This is a genomic window from Bacteroides sp. DH3716P, assembly GCF_025914115.1.
In the GTDB taxonomy this organism is placed as follows: domain Bacteria; phylum Bacteroidota; class Bacteroidia; order Bacteroidales; family Bacteroidaceae; genus Bacteroides; species Bacteroides ovatus.
In genome coordinates, this window is sequence record NZ_CP083673.1 from 5,606,485 (window position 1) to 5,629,411 (window position 22,927).

19 protein-coding genes are annotated in these 22,927 nt (G+C 37.1%); 4 read left to right on the top strand and 15 right to left on the bottom strand.

The window, feature by feature from the left end:
• Positions 1–26: 26 nt before the first annotated feature.
• From KQP79_RS21410 to KQP79_RS21420, 3 genes are read right to left on the bottom strand one after another with little or no spacing between them, the layout of a single operon-like run.
• Positions 27–845, bottom strand: a complete 819-nt coding sequence (locus KQP79_RS21410) for an SGNH/GDSL hydrolase family protein (RefSeq protein ID WP_004320043.1) — start codon at positions 843–845, stop codon at positions 27–29.
• Complete coding sequence (locus KQP79_RS21415; RefSeq protein ID WP_004320042.1) at positions 842–2,362, bottom strand: sulfatase; 1,521 nt, start codon at positions 2,360–2,362, stop codon at positions 842–844. Before KQP79_RS21415 ends, KQP79_RS21410 begins: the two co-directional genes overlap by 4 nt.
• An 11-nt stretch (positions 2,363–2,373) precedes the next feature.
• A complete protein-coding gene (locus tag KQP79_RS21420) occupies positions 2,374–4,719 on the bottom strand; it encodes a glycoside hydrolase family 2 protein (protein ID WP_004320041.1) in 2,346 nt (781 codons plus the stop codon).
• Positions 4,720–5,086: 367 nt separating this feature from the next.
• Here KQP79_RS21420 and KQP79_RS21425 point away from each other — a divergent pair, with 367 nt between their 5' ends.
• From KQP79_RS21425 to KQP79_RS21440, 4 genes are all read left to right on the top strand, one after another.
• Positions 5,087–7,414, top strand: coding sequence for a beta-galactosidase (locus KQP79_RS21425; protein WP_004320039.1), 2,328 nt, complete (start codon positions 5,087–5,089; stop codon positions 7,412–7,414).
• Between the two features lie 144 nt (positions 7,415–7,558).
• Positions 7,559–11,581, top strand: coding sequence for a two-component regulator propeller domain-containing protein (locus tag KQP79_RS21430; protein ID WP_004320038.1), 4,023 nt, complete (start codon positions 7,559–7,561; stop codon positions 11,579–11,581).
• A 103-nt stretch (positions 11,582–11,684) separates the two neighbouring features.
• Positions 11,685–13,580: an FAD-dependent oxidoreductase gene (locus KQP79_RS21435; protein ID WP_004320037.1), complete on the top strand. Its 1,896-nt coding sequence runs from the start codon at positions 11,685–11,687 to the stop codon at positions 13,578–13,580.
• Between the two features lie 38 nt (positions 13,581–13,618).
• A complete protein-coding gene (locus KQP79_RS21440) occupies positions 13,619–15,499 on the top strand; it encodes a right-handed parallel beta-helix repeat-containing protein (protein ID WP_157452182.1) in 1,881 nt (626 codons plus the stop codon).
• Between the two features lie 162 nt (positions 15,500–15,661).
• Here KQP79_RS21440 and KQP79_RS21445 read toward each other — a convergent pair whose 3' ends face one another.
• The 12 genes from KQP79_RS21445 to KQP79_RS21500 all read right to left on the bottom strand — a co-directional run bounded on the left by KQP79_RS21445 (position 15,662) and on the right by KQP79_RS21500 (position 22,919).
• Complete coding sequence (locus KQP79_RS21445) at positions 15,662–15,886, bottom strand: hypothetical protein (RefSeq protein ID WP_004320035.1); 225 nt, start codon at positions 15,884–15,886, stop codon at positions 15,662–15,664.
• 230 nt (positions 15,887–16,116) lie between these two features.
• Positions 16,117–16,791 (bottom strand): recombinase family protein, encoded by a 675-nt coding sequence (locus KQP79_RS21450; protein WP_004320033.1) that lies wholly within the window; start codon positions 16,789–16,791, stop codon positions 16,117–16,119.
• 148 nt (positions 16,792–16,939) lie between these two features.
• The gene (locus KQP79_RS21455; RefSeq protein WP_004320032.1) at positions 16,940–17,293 is read right to left on the bottom strand and encodes a hypothetical protein; all 354 of its coding nucleotides are present in this window, start codon (positions 17,291–17,293) and stop codon (positions 16,940–16,942) included.
• Positions 17,294–17,301: 8 nt separating this feature from the next.
• The gene (locus tag KQP79_RS21460) at positions 17,302–17,577 is read right to left on the bottom strand and encodes a hypothetical protein (protein ID WP_004320031.1); all 276 of its coding nucleotides are present in this window, start codon (positions 17,575–17,577) and stop codon (positions 17,302–17,304) included.
• 246 nt (positions 17,578–17,823) lie between these two features.
• Positions 17,824–18,459 (bottom strand): hypothetical protein, encoded by a 636-nt coding sequence (locus tag KQP79_RS21465; RefSeq protein ID WP_234120920.1) that lies wholly within the window; start codon positions 18,457–18,459, stop codon positions 17,824–17,826.
• A 53-nt stretch (positions 18,460–18,512) separates the two neighbouring features.
• Positions 18,513–20,072 carry a hypothetical protein gene (locus KQP79_RS21470; RefSeq protein WP_004320026.1) on the bottom strand — a complete coding sequence of 520 codons (1,560 nt, stop codon included), beginning with the start codon at positions 20,070–20,072 and terminating at the stop codon, positions 18,513–18,515.
• Positions 20,073–20,220: 148 nt separating this feature from the next.
• Positions 20,221–20,562: a hypothetical protein gene (locus tag KQP79_RS21475; protein ID WP_004320024.1), complete on the bottom strand. Its 342-nt coding sequence runs from the start codon at positions 20,560–20,562 to the stop codon at positions 20,221–20,223.
• Positions 20,563–20,568: 6 nt separating this feature from the next.
• On the bottom strand, positions 20,569–20,769 hold the full coding sequence (locus KQP79_RS21480; protein ID WP_044917853.1) for a hypothetical protein: 201 nt from the start codon (positions 20,767–20,769) through the stop codon (positions 20,569–20,571).
• A complete protein-coding gene (locus tag KQP79_RS21485; protein WP_004320020.1) occupies positions 20,759–20,971 on the bottom strand; it encodes a hypothetical protein in 213 nt (70 codons plus the stop codon). The genes KQP79_RS21480 and KQP79_RS21485 overlap by 11 nt, the downstream gene beginning before the upstream one ends.
• Positions 20,955–21,107 (bottom strand): hypothetical protein, encoded by a 153-nt coding sequence (locus KQP79_RS21490; protein WP_004320018.1) that lies wholly within the window; start codon positions 21,105–21,107, stop codon positions 20,955–20,957. Before KQP79_RS21490 ends, KQP79_RS21485 begins: the two co-directional genes overlap by 17 nt.
• A 95-nt stretch (positions 21,108–21,202) precedes the next feature.
• Positions 21,203–22,132, bottom strand: a complete 930-nt coding sequence (locus tag KQP79_RS21495; protein WP_004320016.1) for a hypothetical protein — start codon at positions 22,130–22,132, stop codon at positions 21,203–21,205.
• 4 nt (positions 22,133–22,136) lie between these two features.
• Positions 22,137–22,919, bottom strand: coding sequence for a DUF1071 domain-containing protein (locus KQP79_RS21500; protein ID WP_004320013.1), 783 nt, complete (start codon positions 22,917–22,919; stop codon positions 22,137–22,139).
• Positions 22,920–22,927: the final 8 nt, after the last annotated feature.

The following is a 22,927-nucleotide window of genomic DNA, read 5'->3' on the forward strand; positions in this document are numbered from 1 at the left end:
AGTTGTTAGTTGTTAGATTTTATTTGTTAGTTGTTAGACTTCAGAAACTCAACAGTTTCAAATCCTATGAGATGATATCCCGCCAGGTTCGGATGATGGTCGTAGTACCACTCCTTGTATCTTCCTAAGATAGGGTCCAGAGAGTTGTCGTCCGCCAGCACCACCTTCCGCGTCCTGCCCTTCTGCGTATAGTCATACGTGAAAGGCTTCAGCCACTCGTGATACTTCTTGTCCACCTTCTCAAGGTCAATCCTCCTCACATGATAAGTGTTCGGTCCGGACTTCATCACAGCCTCCTTATAGGGCGTATAGATATCAAACAGAGGCAGCCCCATATCCTCCGCCACCTCCTTTATCAGTCCGTTCACCACCTCACATTCCTCGAACGGCATGAAAGGCACAATCGTCATCACCACAAGCCTCGACCCGTCGAAATCCCCCTCAATCCTCCTCAGCAGCGATTTCAGGTTTTCGGGGAACTCCTTCTTCAGGTTTTTACACTTGAACCAGTCGTTTATGCCATACCTCACGAAGATATAATCCGGTTTTCTATCCTTCAGAGGCGCTATCTCCTCCTCATACCGTCCACTTTCCACCACCGAGAGAGCCGTTTCTCCACCACGGCTGCTGTTTATCACCTTTACAGCCGGCATCGAAGGCTCCAATGCCGCAAGCTGCTCTATCATTTCCTCCAGATGAATCCCGTCCGGCTTTACCCGTCGCGGAGTCGCCCCCTTCGTAGTGCTGTCGCCTATTAGCAGCACCGTCAGCGTATCCCTCTCCGCTGCCGATGCTACACCCGGCGCACACATCAGCAGCGCAATACACAAGCACAGCGTCTTCATTTCTTCTCCTTTTTATTTTTCTTACTGTCCTTTCTTGCTTCCGACGCGAATTTCTTGTACTTGTCACAAATCTCCCCGTCCGTCAGCTTCTTCCATTCCTCCGGATAGTTCCTCATCACATAACCCCTCACGTCGCCCATATCCTCCGGCACCCTTCTGTCCATGTCTTTCAGTCCGCAGTCCTTATGCCTCTTCTGCCAACTGTCCATTCTGAACCTCATATCCTTCAGCACGTTTTCATACTGCGGCAATCCGGCAAGGTTTCTTGTCTCGTGTGGGTCGTTCCTCAGGTCATACAGCTCCTCGGCCGGTTTCTTCTCCTCCATGAACTGCATCTGCACACTGCTCAGCCTGCCATCCTTTTTCAGCTCTCTCAGCACATGAATAGCCGGACGGTGAAACTCCAAATACTGCTGATGCTCGTCCCATCCCTTCTCCGGCATATAGTTCCTTATGTACTTATACCTCTCGGTATTAATGGAGCGCATACAGTCTATTATCTCGTCCCAGTTGTCGCGTGCGGCATAGAACGTGTCGCGTCCCCTTGCAGCCTTGCCCGTAGCGCGGTCGAACAGAGGCTTGCCGTCAAGATAGTCAGGCATCTCCGCACCGGCCAGGTCCAGAACAGTGGCCGATATGTCGAGAGTGCTCACCAGTTCCTTCACCTCAGACGGCCTGATGCCCTTTCCCCACGCAATCATCGGAATCTTCACCCCCGGTTCGTACAGATAACCCTTGCCTTTCACCTCACATCTTCCGTTGTCGCCAATGAAGAACACGATAGTATTATCCATCATCCCCTTCCTCTTCAGTTCGTCCATGAGCATCCCCACCTCATTATCCATATATTCCACCTGATCCAGATACGAAGCCCACTGCCTGCGCACCCTCGCATCGTCCGGCAGATAAGGAGGCAGCTCCACACTGTCCGGGTTCACCGGATGCTCCGACCCCGCTGTTACCCTCTTCCACCAGTCCCCCCTGTGCGTCACCACAAGCTGCACCTGAGCAAAGAACGGCTGGTCCTCCGGCGTAAACTCATCATACTTGTCGAACAGTCCGAACTTGTTTTTTCCGTTCCATTCTCCGAGCGGTGTATGTTTGAAGTTGCAGTCTGTCTTTCTACCCTTGTTCATGACATTCGAGTTGCCCAATATGCACGTATACCCCGCTTCCCTGAGATAATAAGTGATGGGCTTCACCCCATCGCCGAGCGGCACATCCCTGTTGCTCCTGTGATTATGAGCATTGATTACTGTTTGATGCACCCCCGTCATCATAGCCGAGCGGCTTGGCGAGCTTATGGGAGCCGTACAGCACGCTGCGCGGTATATCACCCCCTCCTCAACCATCCTGTTCAGGTTAGGCGTACGCACCGCCTTCATTCCGTAACACTCCAGGTCCTGTCCCATATCCTCCGCCATAATCCAAAGGATATTGGGCTTTTGCTGAATTTGAGCGGCAGTCGTCATGCCTATGAAGGCGGCTGCCGTTGTTACTTTAATTTTTCTGTTCATAGTCTAATAGATTATCTTATTTCCACTTCCATATCACCCTTAAGTTGTCCGTCGCTTACGATAATTCTTGCCTTTCCCTTTCTTTCACCAATCCGTATCAGAGCAGTGGCTATACCAGCTTCAGCTTTCACTCCGTCCCTATTCATCAGTTCTATGCCTTCAGGCAGTGTGATATCGATAAACTCCTCATAGTCTGGGTTTACTGTACCGTTTTCATCTCTGGCAGAGATATACACGAATGCTACGTCGTTGCATCCTGCCTCAATGGGTTTTCCGCTGATGTCTATGTCGCAATGCAGCTTTACTGGAGCTTGAGGAGTAACTACTGAGTCTTCTAGCACCTTTTTCCCGTTGCAGAAAGCCACAGCTCTGAGCTCTCCTTTCTCGAACCCTCTGGTCTTGAAAGTAAATGGTGGATGCTTCAGGTTTGTTGAGATTGCATCACTATCTGGTTTCTGTCTACCTATGAGCTTTCCGTTGAGATAGAGTTCTACCTCATCCGCATTGCTGAATACCTTCACGTCTGTAGGATATTTGCTGTTCCAATAAGACGCTATTTTCAGCACGCAGTCCTCTTCGCACTTCATATCCCTTTGACTGCTGTAGAAGTAGTATGCGAATTTCGGTAAACGGAAGATATCCATAACCCCCGAAGCCTCTATGTCATCGTGATAGCCGCGGTTGTAGTCAAACATCACCCAGTATCCATCACCTGTAGCAGGAATGTTCATATTATCGTTATGCGCTTCCTGCACATTGCGAGCCTGGCGCAGCAGTCTTTCTTCTCCGTTCTTTCTGAACTGCCTGCTCGAAAATTCCAGTCTCATGTTCTTCGGCATCTTGTGTTGGTTCAGCCCAGCATTATTGGAATAATACTCCCAGTCGCCGTATTCAGATACTATATACGGTTTGTCGAATGTCATCCTGTCCTTGTGGAGTATGCGGTGTTGTCTTGCCTGGAAATAAATGTCATATACCTCAGGCATCCATCCGCATGAATACACGTTTTCGCCGGGATATTCCTTATGTACTATACTGTCTAAAACCTCCATGAAATCTATAGGCATCTTTGTTTCGTTGAGCGATACTTCCCATGCCATCACGCACGGATGGTTTCTGTCCCGTCGTACCAACTGTCGAGCCGAGCGGTAACACTGGTTGCGAAATGCATCATTGTCGGCAAAATACTGCCATCCCAATATAGCATCTGCCACCACAAGACCTAACTCGTCGCATGCATCCATAAAGGCCGGCGAATGAGGATAGTGAGACAGGCGAACATAATCAAACCCAGCTTTCTTTATCTTATATGCATCTCTATATTGTGCATTGTCGGACAGTGCATAGCCTATGTATGGGTACTCCTGATGGCGGTTCACCCCACGCAGGTAAGTCTTTTTTCCGTTTATGTAAAGCTGATTGTCCTTGAACTCGAACTTCCTTATCCCGAATCTCTCCGTATTTCTGTCCATTACCATTCCGTCCTCGTCATAGATGGTAGTCTCCAATGTGTAGAGCGTAGGGCTGTCAGGTGACCACAACGCAGGGCTGTCCATTTCCACCGTGTAGCACCACGTATTCCCCTGCTTCCCTTTTCTCAGGATTATGTCTGCCGTAACCTCTTCTACTATATCGTTTCCTTTTTTTATCACATGCTTTATTCTTGCTCCTTTGTCATTCTCCCCCTCGTTTATCACGTGAGTCTGTATTTTCACTTCAGACATTTTCTCGTTCACTGTAGGGAATGTAATGAACACACCTCCTCCTGCTTCTATATCTGCAATCGAGGGATTAGAAATGTAGATATTGTTTTTCTCTATGAAGTTCACCTCTCTATAGAGCCCTCCATACATGTTGAAGTCCAAAATCTTAAGCGGTTTCGGTCCTGTAGTAGGATTGTCTCTGTTGTCCAGCCTTACGCGTATAGTGTTATCCTTTTCTTTCACATAGTCCGTAATATCTGCAGCCACAGGCAGATATCCTCCCATGTCTTTTTTCAGATGCTTGTCGTTTATCCAAATATCAATCACGTTCATAGCACCTTCAAACTCGATGAAATATTTCTTCTCTTTGCTGAAGTTTGAAATGTCGAAGGTTTTGTGGTACCAGCATATTCCCTGCCACTGGTCGTTCACCACGAGAGGTTCTATGTTTGCCGTATGTGGTAATCTTACGTTCTCCCAGCTGTCCGTCTCGAAGTCTGTAGCTGAATAATCTATATGATAATTTAAAGTGTCCTCTACTATGTGGAAAGCCCAATTCCCGTTAAAGTCGGTTTGGTCATTTTTTCCAGTCCGACCGCATGAGAGGAGTAAGGATGCGACCAGCGTTGTTGATAGAATGGATTTTAGTTTCATGGTTTATAAATAATTAAATAAGGGTTTTTTATTACCGCAAAATAATAAAATTCACGTAATAATAATGTATCTTTAAGTACATAATAAGTATCTTTTAAAAAAAAGAAGATATATGATGGACTCTTGAACAGAAGATAATGAAGAGTCTTTATCGTTTGACATGTATCAAACTAAATAAGGAAAGAACTTAATGTTATAAAGGAGTCTGTACATTACTTATTATTTAATTAAACGATTATCTACTATGGTTGATTTTGATATATTACCCTTAGCTACATTTAAAATACTTATAGCTACCGTTTGCTTTATGTGTTACTATACTTTTGCATTAGTGAAAATATAGTTTAACCATAAAATTTAGAATTACATGAATTTTAAAATTACTACAGTTAAATCTTTTGTATTTGCGGGTTTTCTAACTATTGCTTCGGATGCATCGGCAGGTATCAATTATTTATATAATAATGTATACTCAGAATCATTTCTGTCTAATTCAAATAAGGAAGAAGAAGCTTCGGGTAAAATAAATGAACTGCGCAAACTTATAGCCAAAGCAAAAAAATCAGGCATAAACACTTTAAAAGAAGAGACGGCTTTGCGTACGGCTGAAATTTTTATGGGATATGCTAAATGGGATGAAAATAACATTGATGCTAATGTGAAAAACTTTTCATTGGTGAAAAAGTATAAGAATGAATCTGAAAAATATGCAAAACTTCTTCCGGATTTTGAACGACAGGAAATTATAGAGATGATGAATTCTTCAATCTCAGAACTTGAAGCGGTGATGAGAGGGGAACTCAAGCGCTTGCCTACACCTGTTGTGGATTGGACTAAGGTGAAAGTTGATAAGGATATGTTGGTTTACGAAGGCAAGCCTGTCTTTCTTGCTGACTGGACATGGAAACCTCGTATAAAGGAGTATATCGAATATCATGGTAATCTTGACGGATTCTTCATGACAAATGCAAATGTCATCAATAATAAAGGGGATATCAGCCCAAAAGTCATTAATGAACTGCAGGAAAAAGAAGACGGAAGTATAGGTTTTGTATTCTTGAATCATTCAAACTTCCCGAAATGGGCAGAAAAGAAGGATCCTACTGTGAAAGATGGTCCGGGTATTAAATATACAATGTATGATATCAACCATCCGCTTGCAAGGCAGGTGAATTCTGATTTGATTAAAGGTACAGTACCGTATATGGCAGGAAAGCAATACACAGGCTTGGGGTATATGCTTTGTAATGAACCTCACTGGAACTGCATAGAGAAGACTTGGGCTTCGGCACCTATATCAGAATATGCTTATGAAGAATTCAGAAAATGGCTTAAGAACAAACATGGTAACATTGACCGGTTGAACGAGTTGTGGAGCACGTCTTATAAAGACTTCTCATCTGTGGACGGGCCGAGAATAATGCAAGCGTCAATGCAGGGTTCTCCAATGTATTTTGATTTTATGGCTTTCAATATGGACAGAGTAACAGAATGGTTTTCTTTCCTGAAGAATGAAATCAGGAAATACGACCCACAGGCTAAGACTCATATCAAGATTATGCCAAATCTTTGGTCAGACAATAAGCGTGACAGTGGTATAGACCTTGAAGCTCTTACGAGAAACAGTGAGATAATAGGAAACGATGCCAGTTCATGCGGTGCATGGATGTGGGGAAAACCTAAATCTTGGGAGAAAAACTATGCATTTGACTGGGTGGAAATATGTATGGCATACGACTTTATGAAGTCAGTGAGTCCTGACAAAGTGATGTTCAATACCGAAGGACATATGCTTTCTACAGGCAAGTACAGAGATTTATATCAAACAAAAGAATATGCCAGAGGTAATTATTGGTTGGCAACCATTCATGGACTTACTGCAACCCAGACATGGTACTGGTGCAGAAGAGAAGATGGGTCTTCAAGAGGTCATTCCGACTCTAATGGTTACGCAGCTTCGAATAATCACCAGCCGAGGATTGTCAATGAAGTGCATGCCACAATGATAGACCTGAACTCCGTGTCGGACTACATTATGTCGTTCCAGCGTCAGCGCAAGCCTTTGAGAATTTTCTACACTAAAGCATCGTCTATAAACAAAGCGGAGCACATGAACGATGTATTAAGAATTTATGAGAAACTCAATTTCAGTGGTCTTCCAATAGGATTTGCCACAGAAGGAATTCTGAAAAACAATCCTCATGAATGGGATGCAATAGTAGTATATAAGACTCCTTATGCTTTCAAATCTGATATAGAAACTGTACAGAAGTATCTTGACGAGTGTGGAACTGTCATTATTGACAACGAAAGTTTCAAGACTGACGAGTATGGCAGAAAGATTGATTTGACCTTAAAACAAGGTAAAGGTAAGCTTATTGTAGTGTCAACACTAAATGAGATGAAAAACGAGGCATTGGCTGCTGTAAAATCAAATAAAGGAATGCCTATGATTTCTATTGCTGAAACAAATGACAGAAACATGCCTGGATGCGAATGGAGAGTTATAGCAAAAGATAAAAATAAGTATATTGTAAACATTGTTAATATAGGAAAGTCGGATGCTACAGTCAGTATGTCTGCTGCTAAAGGAAATATCAAGTCTGTAAGCGAAGTACTCACAGGCCTTAAATCTGCAACAAAGATAGTATTGAAACCTAATGATGTACAATTGCTTGAAGTGAGTTTAGAATAGAAATATCATGTCTATTAAAAAAAGAGAATGGGAACATTCTCTTTTTTTGTTTATTACCATAAAAATATTTAGTTTTGTTATCAAATAACTTAATATTCTTATTATACTCCTTTTATGAAACATTTTGTGTGCTATATAATATTTATGATGACCGCTATTAGTATGTTTTCAAGTAATGAAAATATATTATCATTATGTAATATAAATAATGTAAATATCTCTAATGGTTTGTCTCATAATGGAGTAACGGCAACAATGCGAGATTCGAGAGGATATTTGTGGATTTGTACATACGATGGTTTAAATCAATATAATGGATTTACCGTAAAGATATACAAAAACACATTATCTGAGAATCTATTCAATAGCAATAGAATCAGGTGTATTGCAGAAGATGAATATGGCAGATTATGGCTTGGAACCGATGAAGGAATTACAGTCTTTGACTATGATAAATATAAGTTCTATCGTTTATCTGTAGACAATAAGAATGAATTCAAGTCGAATTTTAATTTTATAATACGACGAATTATGTTTGACAAACATAGAAAAATTATGATTTGTCTTTCTGAAAGTAACGGTATATTGGAGTATGATATGAATTTATCGTTAGTTACTAATATATCATATCCTAAAAGACTTGAAGCTAATGATTTATGTGCGATAGATGCCAATAATTATCTTTTGTCTTCTAATATTGGAATATTTTGTTATAATACAACTAATAAAGAATTATACAAGATTAATAATGATAAGATAAAAGACTCTTCTTGTTTGCGAGTGTCGAGAAATAATAATATATATATAAGCAGTGGCTCTATCCTATATGATTGCAGCCATGTAGTTGACAATGGTATTCTTTCTGAAATAAAAATACATAATACGTTTAATATAGGAAGTGCTATAAAAACGTTTGAATTGGAGGATAATGAAAGGATATGGATAGGTACTGTAAATGATGGTGTAATGGTTTATCCATCAGACGGTAACTCTGAATATCAAATGAAATTACTTGACTACAAAAGGATTAGTGAGATATCGTTTTTAGACAATAGCTATTGTATATCTACATTCGATGGAGGTATTCATTTTTACAGCTTTAAAAATGAAATCTTCAAGAAAGTTGATTTCAAAGGATTCAAATTTTATCAAGTAGCCGCGTACGGTGATGGCTTATTGGCAAAAAATAACAAATCTCTTTATCTTTATGATTTCAGACAGAATAAAATCTCAGAATTTGCTTCTGTCATTAGTAAGGAATTACAAAACAATGTTAAGTCTTTTTATGTAGATTCATTAGACAGACTGTGGATTCTAACTAAAGAGAACCGATTGTTCTCTTATGATAAGAATACCAAACTTAAAGAATACAAGGACGTTAAGCTGTTATTATTGAAAGACGACTCCCCTCAGATTTTTTATTCAGATCCTATGGGCAATATTTGGTTAGGGTATATAGATAATCTTTATCGTATCTCTTTTACTTCTGACCATGAGATAGACGAAGTGGAATCGATACATCAAAATGTAATGTTTGATTCTTGTGGCATATCTAAGATACGAGCAATGTATTGGGATAGTAGAACTTCATCTATGTTTGTAGGAACAGATGTGCAAGGAATGTATCAATTATATATTGACAGACAGAAACCTATAAAGGATATCAAGATAGAACATTATATGTTTGACAAAGGAGATAAACATTCTCTTTCCAGTAATTTTGTGTCAAGCATTATACGTGATAAAAGTGGAATATTATGGTTTGGAACTGAACAAGGAGGTTTATGTAGGGCTATAGAAGAGGATGGACAAAGGATGAAGTTTATTTCCTATTCAGAAGAAGATGGTTTGTCAAATAATGTAGTAAAAAGCTTACTGGGTGATAAATCAGGAAATTTATGGATTGCAACTAATATAGGATTGAACATTTATAGAAATGATAGTGGTTCTTTTCATGTTTATAGAACATCTGATGGTCTTCCTTTTGATGATTTCTGGTACGCAAGTTTTATGATGAATGACGGAACATTGGTTTTTTCTAAATTTGAAGGATTTTGCTATTTTAATCCGGATTTGCTTCCCAATAAAGAGGAACTTCCACAATTACATATTAGATCTTTTAATGTATTGAGTGATAAAATATTACCGAATGAAATATATAATGATAGAATTATTATTGATTCAAGACTGTCTGATAATGATGTTTTAAATCTTAAATATAATGAAAATAGTATCTCTTTTGATATTGATGCTTTATACTCTAAGGTGGCTACCGATCATTTTATAAGATATAAGCTTGAGCCGCTAAATGATGAATGGATTCAAATACCGGCAAAAGATCAAAAACTTTCTTTTAATGGTCTTAAACCCGATAACTATAGACTCTCTTTGTCTGCTTCTAATTCATTTGATGAATGGACTAAGCCCATTTCTATAGGTATAAACATAGCTCCTCCATTTAGCAGGTCTGCAATTGCATATGTGATTTATGTTCTGCTGGCTCTTTTGTTTATTTCAATTATTGTGTATAATCTTATGCGTGTTCAAAGATTAAAGTATGAGTTACGAGAAGAAGCTATACAGAAAAGGAGTTTAGAATTGTTGAATATAGAGAAACAGAGATTTTTTTCTAATATTTCACATGAACTTAAAACACCTCTTACTTTAATTCTTGCCCCTATTACAGTGTTATCAGAAAGATTTTTACTTGATATTGATGTAAAAGAAAAGCTTGCTATAATAAAGCGACAGGCTAAGAAGATGCTTAATTTAATTGAATTGTCTCATGAACTTCAATTAAATGAACGGAATATGTTAAAGGTGAAACCATGTATGTTTTCATTCAATAAATTCTTAAAAGATATTACTGAAGATTTTATGTTTATGGCAAAATACGATAATAAAGATTTTGTTGTAAACTATCCTAATAAAAATGTAAACGTTTATGCTGATTACAGTATGATAGAGCAGATGTTGAATAATCTTCTTACCAATTCTTTTAAACATACCGTTCAGAGAGACAAAGTAGGTATAGATATTTCTTATCATGATCAACTTTTAACTATTAAAGTGTATGATACAGGTGATGGCATATCAGAAAAAGACCTACCTTATATATTTGATAGATTTTATCAGGCCTCTAATCAGGGCTTGAAAAACATAGGAGGAACAGGTATAGGTCTGGCATTCACAAAACGTCTTATAGAGCTGCATTCAGGTAATATTGGTGTTGAAAGCAAATTAGGAGAAGGTTCTACTTTTACTGTAAATCTACCTATCATACAAAATGTAACAGAGGCTGATGTTATTGATGAAACTAATGAGCAAGAAGGTGAAACTGATTTATATGTTGGAGATTGGGATATAAAATCAATTGAGATAGATTCTAAATATTTACGTTTTTTGGTCTATTTAGTTGAAGATAATACAGAGATGCGTTCTTTCCTGACTGAGATTATTGGTCAGTTTTTTACAGTCAAATCATTTGCTAATGGTAAAGAATGTCTGGATGGTATGAATAAAGAGTGGCCTGACATAATAGTAAGCGATGTTATGATGCCGGAGATGGATGGTAATGAACTGTGCAATGTGATAAAATCAGATTTAAAGACAAGCCATATCCCTGTAATACTATTGACCGCATGTAATACAGTAGATGACAAGATTAAGGGATTACAGTCCGGTGCTGACGCTTATATTCCTAAACCATTCTATCCTAAGCATGTGTTGACCAGAATATGCACATTATTAGATAATAGAGCTAAATTATGGGAAAGATTTCAATCTGGTGTACCATTGAATATCGCTGCTAACGAGAATGAAGTTTCAGCAAAGGACAATGAATTTATATGTGCATTATATGCTAAATTTAATGAATATGTTGATGATGAATGTGTTGATATGGAACTTTTAGCAAAAGAAATAGGAGTAAATCGTTCATTATTTTTTCAAAAAGTTAAAGCTCTTACAAATGATTCTCCATTTGAATTATTGAAGAATTACCGACTCCAAAGAGCGGCGGAACTTTTAGTTAAAGAAGAATATAATGTTAATGAAGTTTGTATGATGACAGGATTTAAGAGCAGAACTCATTTCAGCAGACTCTTTAAAGAAAAATATGGAGTTGCTCCGAGTAAATATAAGGAAAGCGTGGTAAATAGAATCTGATAATGACTTAAATACTCAGAAATACATATTAATTATTTATTGCTACACAAACCTTTATTCATAAGATTATATTTGCATATGAAATTTAAAACCTAATAATCTTATGAATAAAAGTTTAATCTATCTTTTAGGCATATTCTTGTCATTTATATTTATTAATCAGGCAAGGGCTGTCTCTGATTCAACAAGGGTACATAAATGGTATTGCTTGGGAACTGGTAGTAGTGAAATACCTGAGAGAAGTAAAACAGTTAATTGTGATGTTGCGGTAATAGGGGCTGGGATGTCTGGTATAAGCGCTGCGGTAGCTGCTGCCCGGCAAGGCGCAGATGTTGTTCTTATAAACGACCGTCCTGTGTTAGGGGGTAATGCTTCAAGTGAAATTAGAGTTACTGTAAATGGGGTTCAGACTTTAAAAGCTAAGAATCCCGTTGAACGTGAAACCGGAATCATTGAAGAGATACTTCTTGAAAATAAAAAATACAATCCGCAAGAGTCATATCCCATTTGGGATCATGTTTTGTATGATTATGTAGTAAGGCAACCTAATCTGAGACTAATGCTGAACACGCAGGCTATAAAGGCTATAATGGATGGTGAACGTATAAAGTCTGCTTTTTGCTGGCAATCTACTACCGAAACAGAAGTTGTTATAAATGCTAAAATCTTTGTTGACTGTTCTGGAGATGGGCTTTTTGCTGCAACTTCAGGAGCCGAATATCGTACTGGACGCGAAGGAAAAGCTGAATTTGGAGAGAAATACGCTCCGGATGAACTGGACGGATGGATGATGGGGGAGAGTATAATGATGATAACCAAAGATATGGGGCGTCCAGTACCTTTCTATCCGCCGTCTTATACAAAGAAGTTTGACGCTTCAAAGGCTGTTGATCGTAAAATCAAAAACCTTAAGGAGGGGTTTTGGTGGGTAGAGCTTGGTAGTCCTAAAGATATTATAGCAGACCGTGAAAAGAATAGACATGATTTGATGGCCTATTTTTATGGAGTGTGGGATTATGTCAAAAATTCAGGTGAGTATCCAGAGGCTGCAAATTTGGCCTTGGAATGGGTGGGATCCCTTCCTGGTAAGCGCGAGTCAAGACGTTTTATGGGTGATTATATTCTGACTGAAAAAGACCTGCTTAGCTATAAACATTTCGATGATGCTGTGGCTTGGGGAGGGTGGTCTTTAGATGAACATTGTCCGGGTGGGATTTTGTCATTGGATCAGCGTCCGAGTTATTTCCACGAACGTTTTAAAAAAGTGTATGAAATACCTTATCGTTGTCTTTATTCAAAGAATGTTCCTAATTTAATGTTTGCAGGACGTAATGTTAGTGTGTCGCATATGGCTCTATCCTCTACTCGCATAATTGGTACTTGCTGTATGATGGGACAGGCTGTTGGTGTGGCGACTGCTATGTGTATAGAAAAAAATATAAATCCGCGCGAAATATATCTTTCTTATATTGATGAACTTCAAGAAAGAATGTTACGAAACGATTACTATATTCCTAACAGACCGGCTAATGACTCTAATGATCTAACTCGAACTGTAGATAAAGTTTGGGCTACTTCTACATCATCAGGTGATGTCCATAATTTGTTTGATGGTGTAGCAAGAGATGAAGAAAATAAAATTCATCATTGGCAGTCTGATGGTTTGAATGAAAAGTTGTTCTTGGAGTGGAAAAAGCCTGTTGAAATGTCGAGTGTAGAAATAAAGTTTGACACAAATCTTCATAGAAAGATAATGATGCATAAGAATCCGGCAAAGAATTTTGATCAAGTTCCTGGTATGCCTCCTGAACTTGTTAAAACATTCTCGGTAGATGTTTATTCTAAGGGACGATGGCATACTGTGGGTGAAATTACTGATAATATAAAAAGATTTGTTCCAGTCAGTTTCCCGGCAATGTCAGTGACTAAGGTAAGAATTAATTTGAAAGAAACTTACGGATGTCCACATATCAGACTTTATGAGGTTAGATGTTATTGATATTAATATTCTTGTTTTTTATATTTAATATTATGCGAATGAAATTTACTTTTTTGTTGTTATCGGTTTTTATTTTTAATATGCTGCTTACAGCATCTTGTTCCTCAAATATTCATGGTGACCTGAATTTTACAATATCATTAGAAGAAGGCGATGATGCTACGTCATGTGTTTATAACATAATTAATAAACTTAGTTATGATGCCGCTGCTACTATTTCTTTCGAAAAAGGTACTTATCATTTCTATCCTGAATTTGCTTACGAGAAATATTGTTATATTTCCAATCACAATGATGTGATGGCAAGAATAGCATTCATGCTTAAAGATAAAAGAAATCTGACCATTGACGGGAATGGTTCTAAGTTTATTTTTCATGGTAGGATGATTCCTTTTTTAATGGAAAAATGTAAAAATATCAGAGTGAAAAATCTTTCAATTGATTTTGCGGAACCGTTCCATAGCGAGTCAATTATAACATCGCATAACAGTGATGGCTCTTTTGATATGAGTATATCAAAGGAATATCCTTATGAAATACGTAACGGACAATTGGTTTTTGTTAAACCATATTACGAACATTCTTTGGGGCAGAGTATATTATATGACCCGACAAGAAAGGCTATTGCTTATCAAACAGAGATATATACACCTTTAACAACATTGACAAAAGTCAAAGAAAAGAATTATAAAGATTTTGAATATAAATATAAAACGGATTCAAAAGATGATTATATAAGATATAGAGGGAGACGTAATCAGTTGGAGGTAAAACAATTGAAACCCGGTCTTGTGAGAGTGTATAACCATAGGAAAAAAATGCCTCCAATAGGAATGGTATTAGCTTCAAAAGGAGAGCAGGGTGAAAATAGATTTGCACCAGCATTCAAGGCTAATGATACAGAGGACTTTTCAGCAGAAAATGTAATAGTTCATCATGCAGGAGGAATGGGATTTCTTTTTGAGAACTGTAGTAATGTGGATTTATATAAATGTGTCGTTGAACCATCTGGTAACAGGATGGTGTCGACTACTGCAGATGCTACTCATTTTGTAGGTTGTAGAGGAAAAGTTTCCCTTCGCAATTGTGTTTTTCATAATCAGCTTGACGATGCAATGAATGTTCATGGTGCATATCAGGAAGTTTATGAGATAATTGATGATAAAACTCTAAGAATGAGAGTTGGGCATTTTCAGCAATTAGGTTTCAGGCTTGCATGCACTGGAGATACAGTAGGATTGGTTCGTTTGTCTGATTCATTTCATGCCTATCATAAATTGACTGTAAAGGGGACGGATCAGATAAATGGACGCTATCAGATTGTATATCTGAATGAATCTATACCTGATAACATAAAAGTGGGCGATTTGCTTGAAAATCTTTCAGCTTACCCTGAAGTTTTAGTTGAAAATTGTGATATTAGTAGAAATAGAGCCAGAGGTTTGCTTATTTCTACTCCTAAAAAAACCGTTGTAAAAAATAATTATTTCTCTACAGAAATGGAAGCTATACTTCTCCCTGTTGAAAGTTCTTCTTGGTTTGAATCTGGTAATGCTGCAAATGTTACTATTGAGGATAATACTTTCCAAGATTGTACTATTGGCGGTATGGATAGAGGGGTTATATGCTTTAGAACAGATGAGAAAAATAAAAATATGGCTTTTAGTAATATTAATATTAAATCAAATACATTCAATCATTTTGACAATCTGATATTGCAAATCACTAACGTTGATGGGTTAACTTTTACAGATAATATTATAACTAACAGTGGAACATATCCACAACAATTTCCAGATAATCCGGTTATAAGTGTTGTGTGTTCAAAAAATTTAAAGTTTAATAACAACGTATATAAAGGAAAGGCAAATAAAATGCTTGAAGTAGTGGAGACTGAAGAAAAAATAGAATTTAAATAATTTATGCGAATTAGGAGCTGGCGCCCTGATTCAAAGATTAAAAATTAACATAAAAAAGTAGGCAATAGCTTGTGTAAAATAAGACTGTCGAGGATGTAAATTAAATTCTGCCATAAAAAAAAGAGAAACTACCTTTTTACAGATAGTCTCCCTTATTACATTTTAATTTTCAACCTCCTTTCCGTCTTTATATCTATAGATGTCAAGTTTTTCAGTAGTCATCCATGAAGAATAAGTCAATCTGAATCCATACTTATTTTCGATAGTTGTAAGAAATGATTCAAAGTCTTCATAACTTTCTGATTCTCTTAGCTCTTCTTTTGTCAATTCTATTATACTCAAAGCTCCAGTACTATTATCCAGTATCAATACAAATTTAGGTTCCATAATAATATAATAATGTGTCACCTTCTAAACTCCACCATGAAGAAAACTGTGGCGACAATAGTTTTTAAAGTTCAATCACATTCTCTCAGTATGTTGCATTTGTATCTTCTCAGCTCTCGGATATATCTTATTAGCCTTCTGAATAGCTGAGTAAACATTATTGGCACATACATGAAACTTAATCTTTTTACCACACTGAATAGCATAGAAGTGGTATTTGTAATAGTAATTCATAATCCGTAACGTTTGATTAATACACTTACTTGAGACGGTTTGAATTCTTTTCCTTGAGAAGTTACAAATCCTTCCTTATTCAGAATCCTCGCCATTTCTGATAATGATTTTTCTTCTTTAATCAGAACTCTAAGAAATGCGGCAGCTCTTTTGTTGTTTGGATTATCGAGTGCTTTCATCCTGTTGGTCCTGTTACTGTTTTCAATAGCCTTATCAAGTTTTTCCAAAAGATTTTCCGGTTTTCCCAGACTGAAACCTCTTGCTTTTTTAGCTTTCAAAGACTGTTTTGTTCTCTGTGATATAAGTCCTGCCTCATATTCCGCTATACTGCTTATGATATGAAGGACAAGTTTATTAGCCTTCGGGAAATCACAGAATACTATTTCCACATCACTTTCCAGGAGTTTGCTTGTGAATGCTACATTTCTGGATAGTCTGTCAAGCTTAGCCACTATCAATGTAGCCCCTGTTTTTCTACATTCTCCCAAAGCTTCTGAAAGTTTAGGCCTGTCAGATTTCTTTCCACTTTCTGTTTCTATATATTCAGAAATCGGAATTGTGTCCTTCAGGTATTTTTGTATTATTTCTCTCTGTGCTTCTACTCCAAGTCCTGAATTTTGTTGTTTCTTAGTGGACTGTCGGAGATAAGCAACATATTTCTGCTTCTCCATATTTGTTTAACCTTTCATTAACACTATTCACGGATACTAAACGAACGTTCAATAACCATTAAGGCAAGAGTTAAAACAGAAAATCCTGAGAAATTTCGGTTTTTCTGATATTCCTACTTTTCCCAGGATTCTTTTTCCCTTAGATTCCCTAAAACTCCATAATATGATATGTTTCAGAAATCCGTTTTTTATAGTCTTCCGTTTTTTCAATATTCTCATCTACCACAGAAATGAGTTTATCAAGAAAAACGTCTTCTATAGTTTTCACCTTTTCTCCATTTTCAGAAATTAGGTGCACTTCAAACAGATCTTTCCCTTCATCAAGAACAATCTGCACTTTTCCGGTATGCTTGAATCCGTTACATTCAAATTTAAGCCCTCCATCTATTACCTTCATACTTTTAGGTTCAACGCCCCAGGACATGAAAATTGTAATCTGTGTTTTTAGGATTGACCAGATATACTTAGCCAATTCCAAATCATAAGAATCATTCTTTTCCATACACATTATTATATATAGGGTAAACACTCATTTTCCACTACGACCTTCAGTTTCTTTGCTACCTCATGTGAAGCCTTATTTCTTGCATCGTAGTATCTGTTCACGTCGGCCTGTACATTTATAATTTCCCTTATAAGTCTGAACAGGTTTTGCTGTAGTGTCGGATGATAATACTTAACCGACTCTGCAAACATTTTATAATCAAAGCACGTATTATTCAGTGCATCTTCTAAAACCATGGCCACTTTGTATTCACGGCTTTCTTCGAGTTCATATCTTTCCATAAATCTTCTTCGTCCATTTGTTCATTAAAATCGTTATATATTCTCTGAAAATCCTCTACCTCAAGAAACGGATAATTGGTATGATACATTTCATAAAGGTCTTCCACTGATAAATTCGGGTCACAACTCAGTATATCCCATATCTCAGTTTCAGCATCCATTCCGTAATATCCATTATAATATCCCGAATCAAGATTTTCATGAGGATAGACTGACTGGCAATTCTCTATGATATGTTCTACCAGTCTAAGTAAGGCAATTTAGAAGGTCTTTCTTTACAGTAAATTCTTCATCTGAGTGGGGTTCATAATATCCACAACTCAGATTTATACAACTTACTCCCAGCCCCCTTTCTTTAAGTTCAAGTACATCAGTCATCATACCGGGTTTTTCTTTATATCCGAACCTCTCAAAACCGATGTCCCTTAAAAAATCATTGCTGCATAATGAGGTAAATGAAATATCCGTTATCAGATCTTCATATTCTCTTCTGTCAGGTTCTATAACAAATCTCGTATCTTCAAAGAAACCGAGGTCTGCATTTCTGCTACCGACACATCCTATTTCTTCTGATACAAAAAACGCTACTTTAATACATTCATACTTCTCCAGACATTTCAAAGCTATCCATATTCCATTCTTGTCATCAGCTCCAATTCCTTCTCTTCTTCTATTCTTGGGGCTGTAACCGAATATTATCTCTTCTGTTTCTATAGCCTTAAAGTCTTTTGAATGTTCTCTCTGCACCTGATCCAAGTGAGCTACAATACAGGGGTAAGTTTCTGAATTCCCCCTTATCATATATAAGTTTCCCACATGATCACTCCTGAATGTTACTCCAGGGATATGTTTCTTCACATAGCCCTTTATAAACTTCTTCATAGTCTTTTCGCTTCCGCTTGGGCTATGGATTTCATATAGTTTCTTCAATAAATTCATACTGCCATTTTAATTAGTTGATAACCGTATGGAAGATTAGAAAAACAGTCCACAGTGTCAAACAGTTCATCACCAAAACGGTAAAGTTTCTCCTTATCCAAAAGTTCATCGACTGTCTTTTCTGATATTGTTTTCTTTTCATACTCTCCAATAATACTGTTCCATTTATAGAAGCTGGTGATTTCATCCTCTGTTTCATAATAATCTTCGTCATAGTCAGAATAATACCAATTCTCTCGCTTATATTTGGCCTCTGCATTATCCAAACAGTCATCATTACAATAATATTCTTCTGTAATATCAGAATATTTACCTCTTGAAGTGACAAAATACTCTCCACATTCAGGACACTCCTCTACATCATCTTTATGATGAAATTCATCTTCACACTCTACCCATACAAAATCACTAAGGTCATTGGTATTACAGTAATATTCTCTACCACCGACATAAACACATGTAGTACTCTCACAATAATATCCGTGGTAATCATCATATTCTTTTTCTGAATTATCAAGGCAATCCTCAGTAGTTCCAAGATCCAGTTCACCATTACCATAGTTGTCTGCAATTCTTTTACCCATATTATACCATTTGAAACTGTCCTGATAGCTTAGAGTCTCATCCCATCCAAGATCACAGTCTATTGTAAATCTTTTACCGGATAGTGAATTTCCATCAACATTAACAAATGCGTTAGGTTCGTTACATGAGGCACCAATCCTCTTATAACCATCAATATATTTTCCTTTTATTAAAGTATCAATTAATGCCCTTTTCAGAATCTCATTACCTTCGCTTGAATACTGTCTTTCCGCAAGTCTCCATATTTTTCCGTCCTGATCCTTTACTTCATTAAAGATTATACATCTTGCAATAATCTTTCCTTCCTCATTCTCAAGATAGGCTGCACTTGCATTTACTGCATTCTCATAGAAACTGTGCTGTTCCTTGTCAACCATACACGAATCGAAATCACCCTCACAACAATCAGAAGAGTATATTCTTTCAAAATCCTTATTCACAAAAAGCTTGTTCTTCGGTAATTTCCCCATAGAATAGGTTTGCCATTCTGAAGCAAACTCCTCACAAAGGAAATTCAGTATTGTTTCCGGAAGAGTTTTTCCATAAGCTGTTTCAAGTATGATAGCCCTGTAAAATTTCCCGGCCTTCATTTTAAAGATTTTCTCTCCTTTCTCATAATTTATATATCTTACGGCTTTCATGTCACCATCTTCACATAATCCTTTATTCCCATCAGTCCCATAAGTTGAACTGTAGTAAGTTTTTCCAATCAGGTTCACACAATATGACAATGTTTCATCCTCCCCACCGCTTCTTATTATTTTTTCTATCACCGTATTCTTCATTGTTGTGATATCCGATATGTGGAGTAGTGTATAATCTCCTGAAACAACCGCATTATGTAGCAGTTCCTTATTCTTTATGAAAGCAAGCAGGATTTTATTCTTTCTGCTTTTGTTCCCATTACCATGTTTTACAATCCCGAAAAGCTCCTTGAACTCTTCGTAGTTTTTGAATTTATAGTATAGCATATTATCCTTATTTTAAGTTGTTGTTAATAAAAAAGGAGGACACATGACTTATACATCACATATCCTCCGTTATTGTAGATTCGCTTATTTATACAGCTACGCCATGCTCTACAAATTCATGGCAGCTTAAAGTATGCCTGTTATTATCTTAAAAGAAAGCTAACAACATATATTCGTTCTCTTGGTCTGATACAATCAAGAGCCTTTCCATTATTTCTATGATTTTCTCAACAGGTTCATCAAATTCACTCAAAGCTTCATCAATTTTCGTTCTTTTTTCCTCATCGAGTTTGTCATAGTTTTTCAGTTTTTCCAACCCATGCCTGAAGTCCTCTCTATTAACCTCAACATCATCATCCCAGCTTTCCCCATTATAAGAAATACCGAGTGCCGTCAAGAGGTTATGAAATTCAACCACTTTATTGTTAAATCCGAAAGAAGATGAATATTCGATTTCATACTTCTTCGCTACATGTAATTTTTGTCCCATATTTATCTATCCATTTTCCAAAGCTGTTTTTATAAGTTCTTTTTTCTCATAAGGGCAGGAATAGACAATTATAGCATCATCATCTTCCATACCGCTCCAGTTAACCTTTAGAATATTTCCACCATTTTCAGTTATAATATCTGTGTAATGGTTTATGTCCCCCGAATGCTCACAGTCAGGAACAATAAAATAATTCTTAACGTCCATAATATTCCTCCATATAGCACCTTTCACACAAGCTTCCAAAATTGTTCACTTCAGATCTGTTCAAAGGTTTGTCGCAATACTCACATTCTCTGACTATTTCATGGTGAGTTTCATAGACTGTCTGATACATTGATTTCTTGGCATTTTCTTTACCAAAAAGAAATTCCATGCTTTTCTGTTTCTTATTACTTTTCTTTCTCATTGTCTTTTTCGTTTTTAATTATTACTTCTGATTCAGTAAAATCTTCATCACAATGCAGACATTGAAAACTGTAACCTTTGATTTCAGACTTTATTAGTTCTCTGCCACAAATAGGACAGTAATATATCTTCTTCATATTCATAAGTTTTATAAAAGAAAAAGACCGGAGAGACATCATATTATTCTTGTTGTTCTATGATTATCTCCCCGGTCTAAGTTTCCGAGTTAAATTTACATGGTCATAATTTTCAGTGACCCTGCCACATTTGAAGTTTTGATATAGTTTTCATAAGGAAGGTCTGGAAATGCCTTCTTGAATGAAGCCAAGTCAAAACTACTTCTTGTCGTATCTGAAGTTCTGGTAATGCTTATACCTTCACCTCTCCAGTTGTTCACATCTAGGAAGATCATTGTTTCAAAAATGTCTTTCTTTATGATATTAAGTTCCTCTTCTGCCTCTTTCTTGGCTTGAATGAGTTTTATGATACGCTTCACCTTTCCTGATACTTCTTTAGGAAGCTCATAAGGATTCTGGAATTGCTCTCCTTTAAGTGTTGCATCCAATAGAGCCTTACATATATCACCGGGAATTCTATCTATTGGAACAAGTTCTGCTACATGATTTATCGTACCGTCCTTTTTTATCTTATTGCAGATATGGATAACCGTTAATTCCTTCACTATAGCACCCTTATTCTGCAATTCAAACAGATAAGCATAAATTGAGAGTTGGTATCTCGCTTTTGTTAATTGTGATTTGGTAAGCTTTGCATTAGAGTAAGTCTTTATATCACATAAACCGAACTCTGTATCACTTAATCTTGTAACCAGGTCTATATTACTGCTCCAATGTTCCATGTCTGAAACATTATATTCACAAGATTCAATATTCATTCCTTTTGTGAGCTTTCTGAAATCTTCCACCTCTAATGTACCGTCATGTTCAAACTCATTTATCAGACGTTCGATTGACTTATGTACTCCTGAACCATATTCTCCGGCTCTTTTAATAAGATATTCAGGACAATTATCATATTCCTGTCCTGCTACCTGTTTTTGTATGGCTTGAGTAATTCCAAAAAGTTGTTTGTTTCCAAGCCAGTATTCATGTTCCTCTTCCTTGAAGAGTATACCATTATTGATAAGTTCTATTCTTGCCATAATTTTATGAATTTAAAGTTTTTAATGCCTTCTTACGGTTTGTGAGAAGGTTTTTAAGTTCCGGATTGCTTTCTATCGCTTCTGTATAATCGAGATAGAGAGAAACCAATGATGTAACATCTTTAGCTGCAATTATTTCTGCTTTGATTGTAGCTGCTTCGTCTTTTACAGTGGGTTGTACTGGTTTTACCTGTGAACGAGTATTATTCTGTTGACGTTGTACAGGTTGATTTACATTACCTTTCTGCTGTGTAGTTACATTGTTAGTAGGCTGTTCGGAATCATCACATATATGCTCGAATCCATTGTATATATATAATCCTAAGCCATGTCTTGCTATAGCCCTTACCATACTTCTTTGAATTGCTGAATTACAATCAAATGTTGTGGCAGCTTCTATTCGCTTTTCTATGTATTGTTTGCTCTGCTTGTCATATACCTGTATCGTGTAGGGTACAGATTTCATAGCCCGATTGTTATAGTCCATTACCGGCAGCCAATCTTCATATTCAATACCATCGGCCTGAACGGATGTATGAACCATCAGCCCCATTTCACTTTCAAACACAGGGAGTCCTGTATTTGGGTTTGTGAAAATTTTATAAGTAGCTGAAGGATAAAATATTTTGAATACCTTCCATGCCTGACTCCATGAAATATAAGTCAGGTTTGCTTTCTTTTCAGTTTCCTCAGAGAGGTCAGCTGAATGTAATGCGTTGAACATAAGCGAACGACGTTCATCTGCTGTTGCATCAGCAGGAATCATAGGTTTGTTGAATTTACACATAATCCTTA

What these genes read in the sequence shown, in the direction of transcription:
- KQP79_RS21410 (WP_004320043.1), bottom strand. Translation starts at nt 845, where the DNA reads ATGAAGACGCTGTGCTTGTGTATTGCGCTGCTGATGTGTGCGCCGGGT.
- KQP79_RS21415 (WP_004320042.1), bottom strand. Translation starts at nt 2,362, where the DNA reads ATGAACAGAAAAATTAAAGTAACAACGGCAGCCGCCTTCATAGGCATG.
- KQP79_RS21420 (WP_004320041.1), bottom strand. Translation starts at nt 4,719, where the DNA reads ATGAAACTAAAATCCATTCTATCAACAACGCTGGTCGCATCCTTACTC.
- KQP79_RS21425 (WP_004320039.1), top strand. Translation starts at nt 5,087, where the DNA reads ATGAATTTTAAAATTACTACAGTTAAATCTTTTGTATTTGCGGGTTTT.
- KQP79_RS21430 (WP_004320038.1), top strand. Translation starts at nt 7,559, where the DNA reads ATGATGACCGCTATTAGTATGTTTTCAAGTAATGAAAATATATTATCA.
- KQP79_RS21435 (WP_004320037.1), top strand. Translation starts at nt 11,685, where the DNA reads ATGAATAAAAGTTTAATCTATCTTTTAGGCATATTCTTGTCATTTATA.
- KQP79_RS21440 (WP_157452182.1), top strand. Translation starts at nt 13,619, where the DNA reads ATGAAATTTACTTTTTTGTTGTTATCGGTTTTTATTTTTAATATGCTG.
- KQP79_RS21445 (WP_004320035.1), bottom strand. Translation starts at nt 15,886, where the DNA reads ATGGAACCTAAATTTGTATTGATACTGGATAATAGTACTGGAGCTTTG.
- KQP79_RS21450 (WP_004320033.1), bottom strand. Translation starts at nt 16,791, where the DNA reads ATGGAGAAGCAGAAATATGTTGCTTATCTCCGACAGTCCACTAAGAAA.
- KQP79_RS21455 (WP_004320032.1), bottom strand. Translation starts at nt 17,293, where the DNA reads ATGGAAAAGAATGATTCTTATGATTTGGAATTGGCTAAGTATATCTGG.
- KQP79_RS21460 (WP_004320031.1), bottom strand. Translation starts at nt 17,577, where the DNA reads ATGGAAAGATATGAACTCGAAGAAAGCCGTGAATACAAAGTGGCCATG.
- KQP79_RS21465 (WP_234120920.1), bottom strand. Translation starts at nt 18,459, where the DNA reads ATGAAGAAGTTTATAAAGGGCTATGTGAAGAAACATATCCCTGGAGTA.
- KQP79_RS21470 (WP_004320026.1), bottom strand. Translation starts at nt 20,072, where the DNA reads ATGCTATACTATAAATTCAAAAACTACGAAGAGTTCAAGGAGCTTTTC.
- KQP79_RS21475 (WP_004320024.1), bottom strand. Translation starts at nt 20,562, where the DNA reads ATGGGACAAAAATTACATGTAGCGAAGAAGTATGAAATCGAATATTCA.
- KQP79_RS21480 (WP_044917853.1), bottom strand. Translation starts at nt 20,769, where the DNA reads ATGGACGTTAAGAATTATTTTATTGTTCCTGACTGTGAGCATTCGGGG.
- KQP79_RS21485 (WP_004320020.1), bottom strand. Translation starts at nt 20,971, where the DNA reads ATGAGAAAGAAAAGTAATAAGAAACAGAAAAGCATGGAATTTCTTTTT.
- KQP79_RS21490 (WP_004320018.1), bottom strand. Translation starts at nt 21,107, where the DNA reads ATGAAGAAGATATATTACTGTCCTATTTGTGGCAGAGAACTAATAAAG.
- KQP79_RS21495 (WP_004320016.1), bottom strand. Translation starts at nt 22,132, where the DNA reads ATGGCAAGAATAGAACTTATCAATAATGGTATACTCTTCAAGGAAGAG.
- KQP79_RS21500 (WP_004320013.1), bottom strand. Translation starts at nt 22,919, where the DNA reads ATGTGTAAATTCAACAAACCTATGATTCCTGCTGATGCAACAGCAGAT.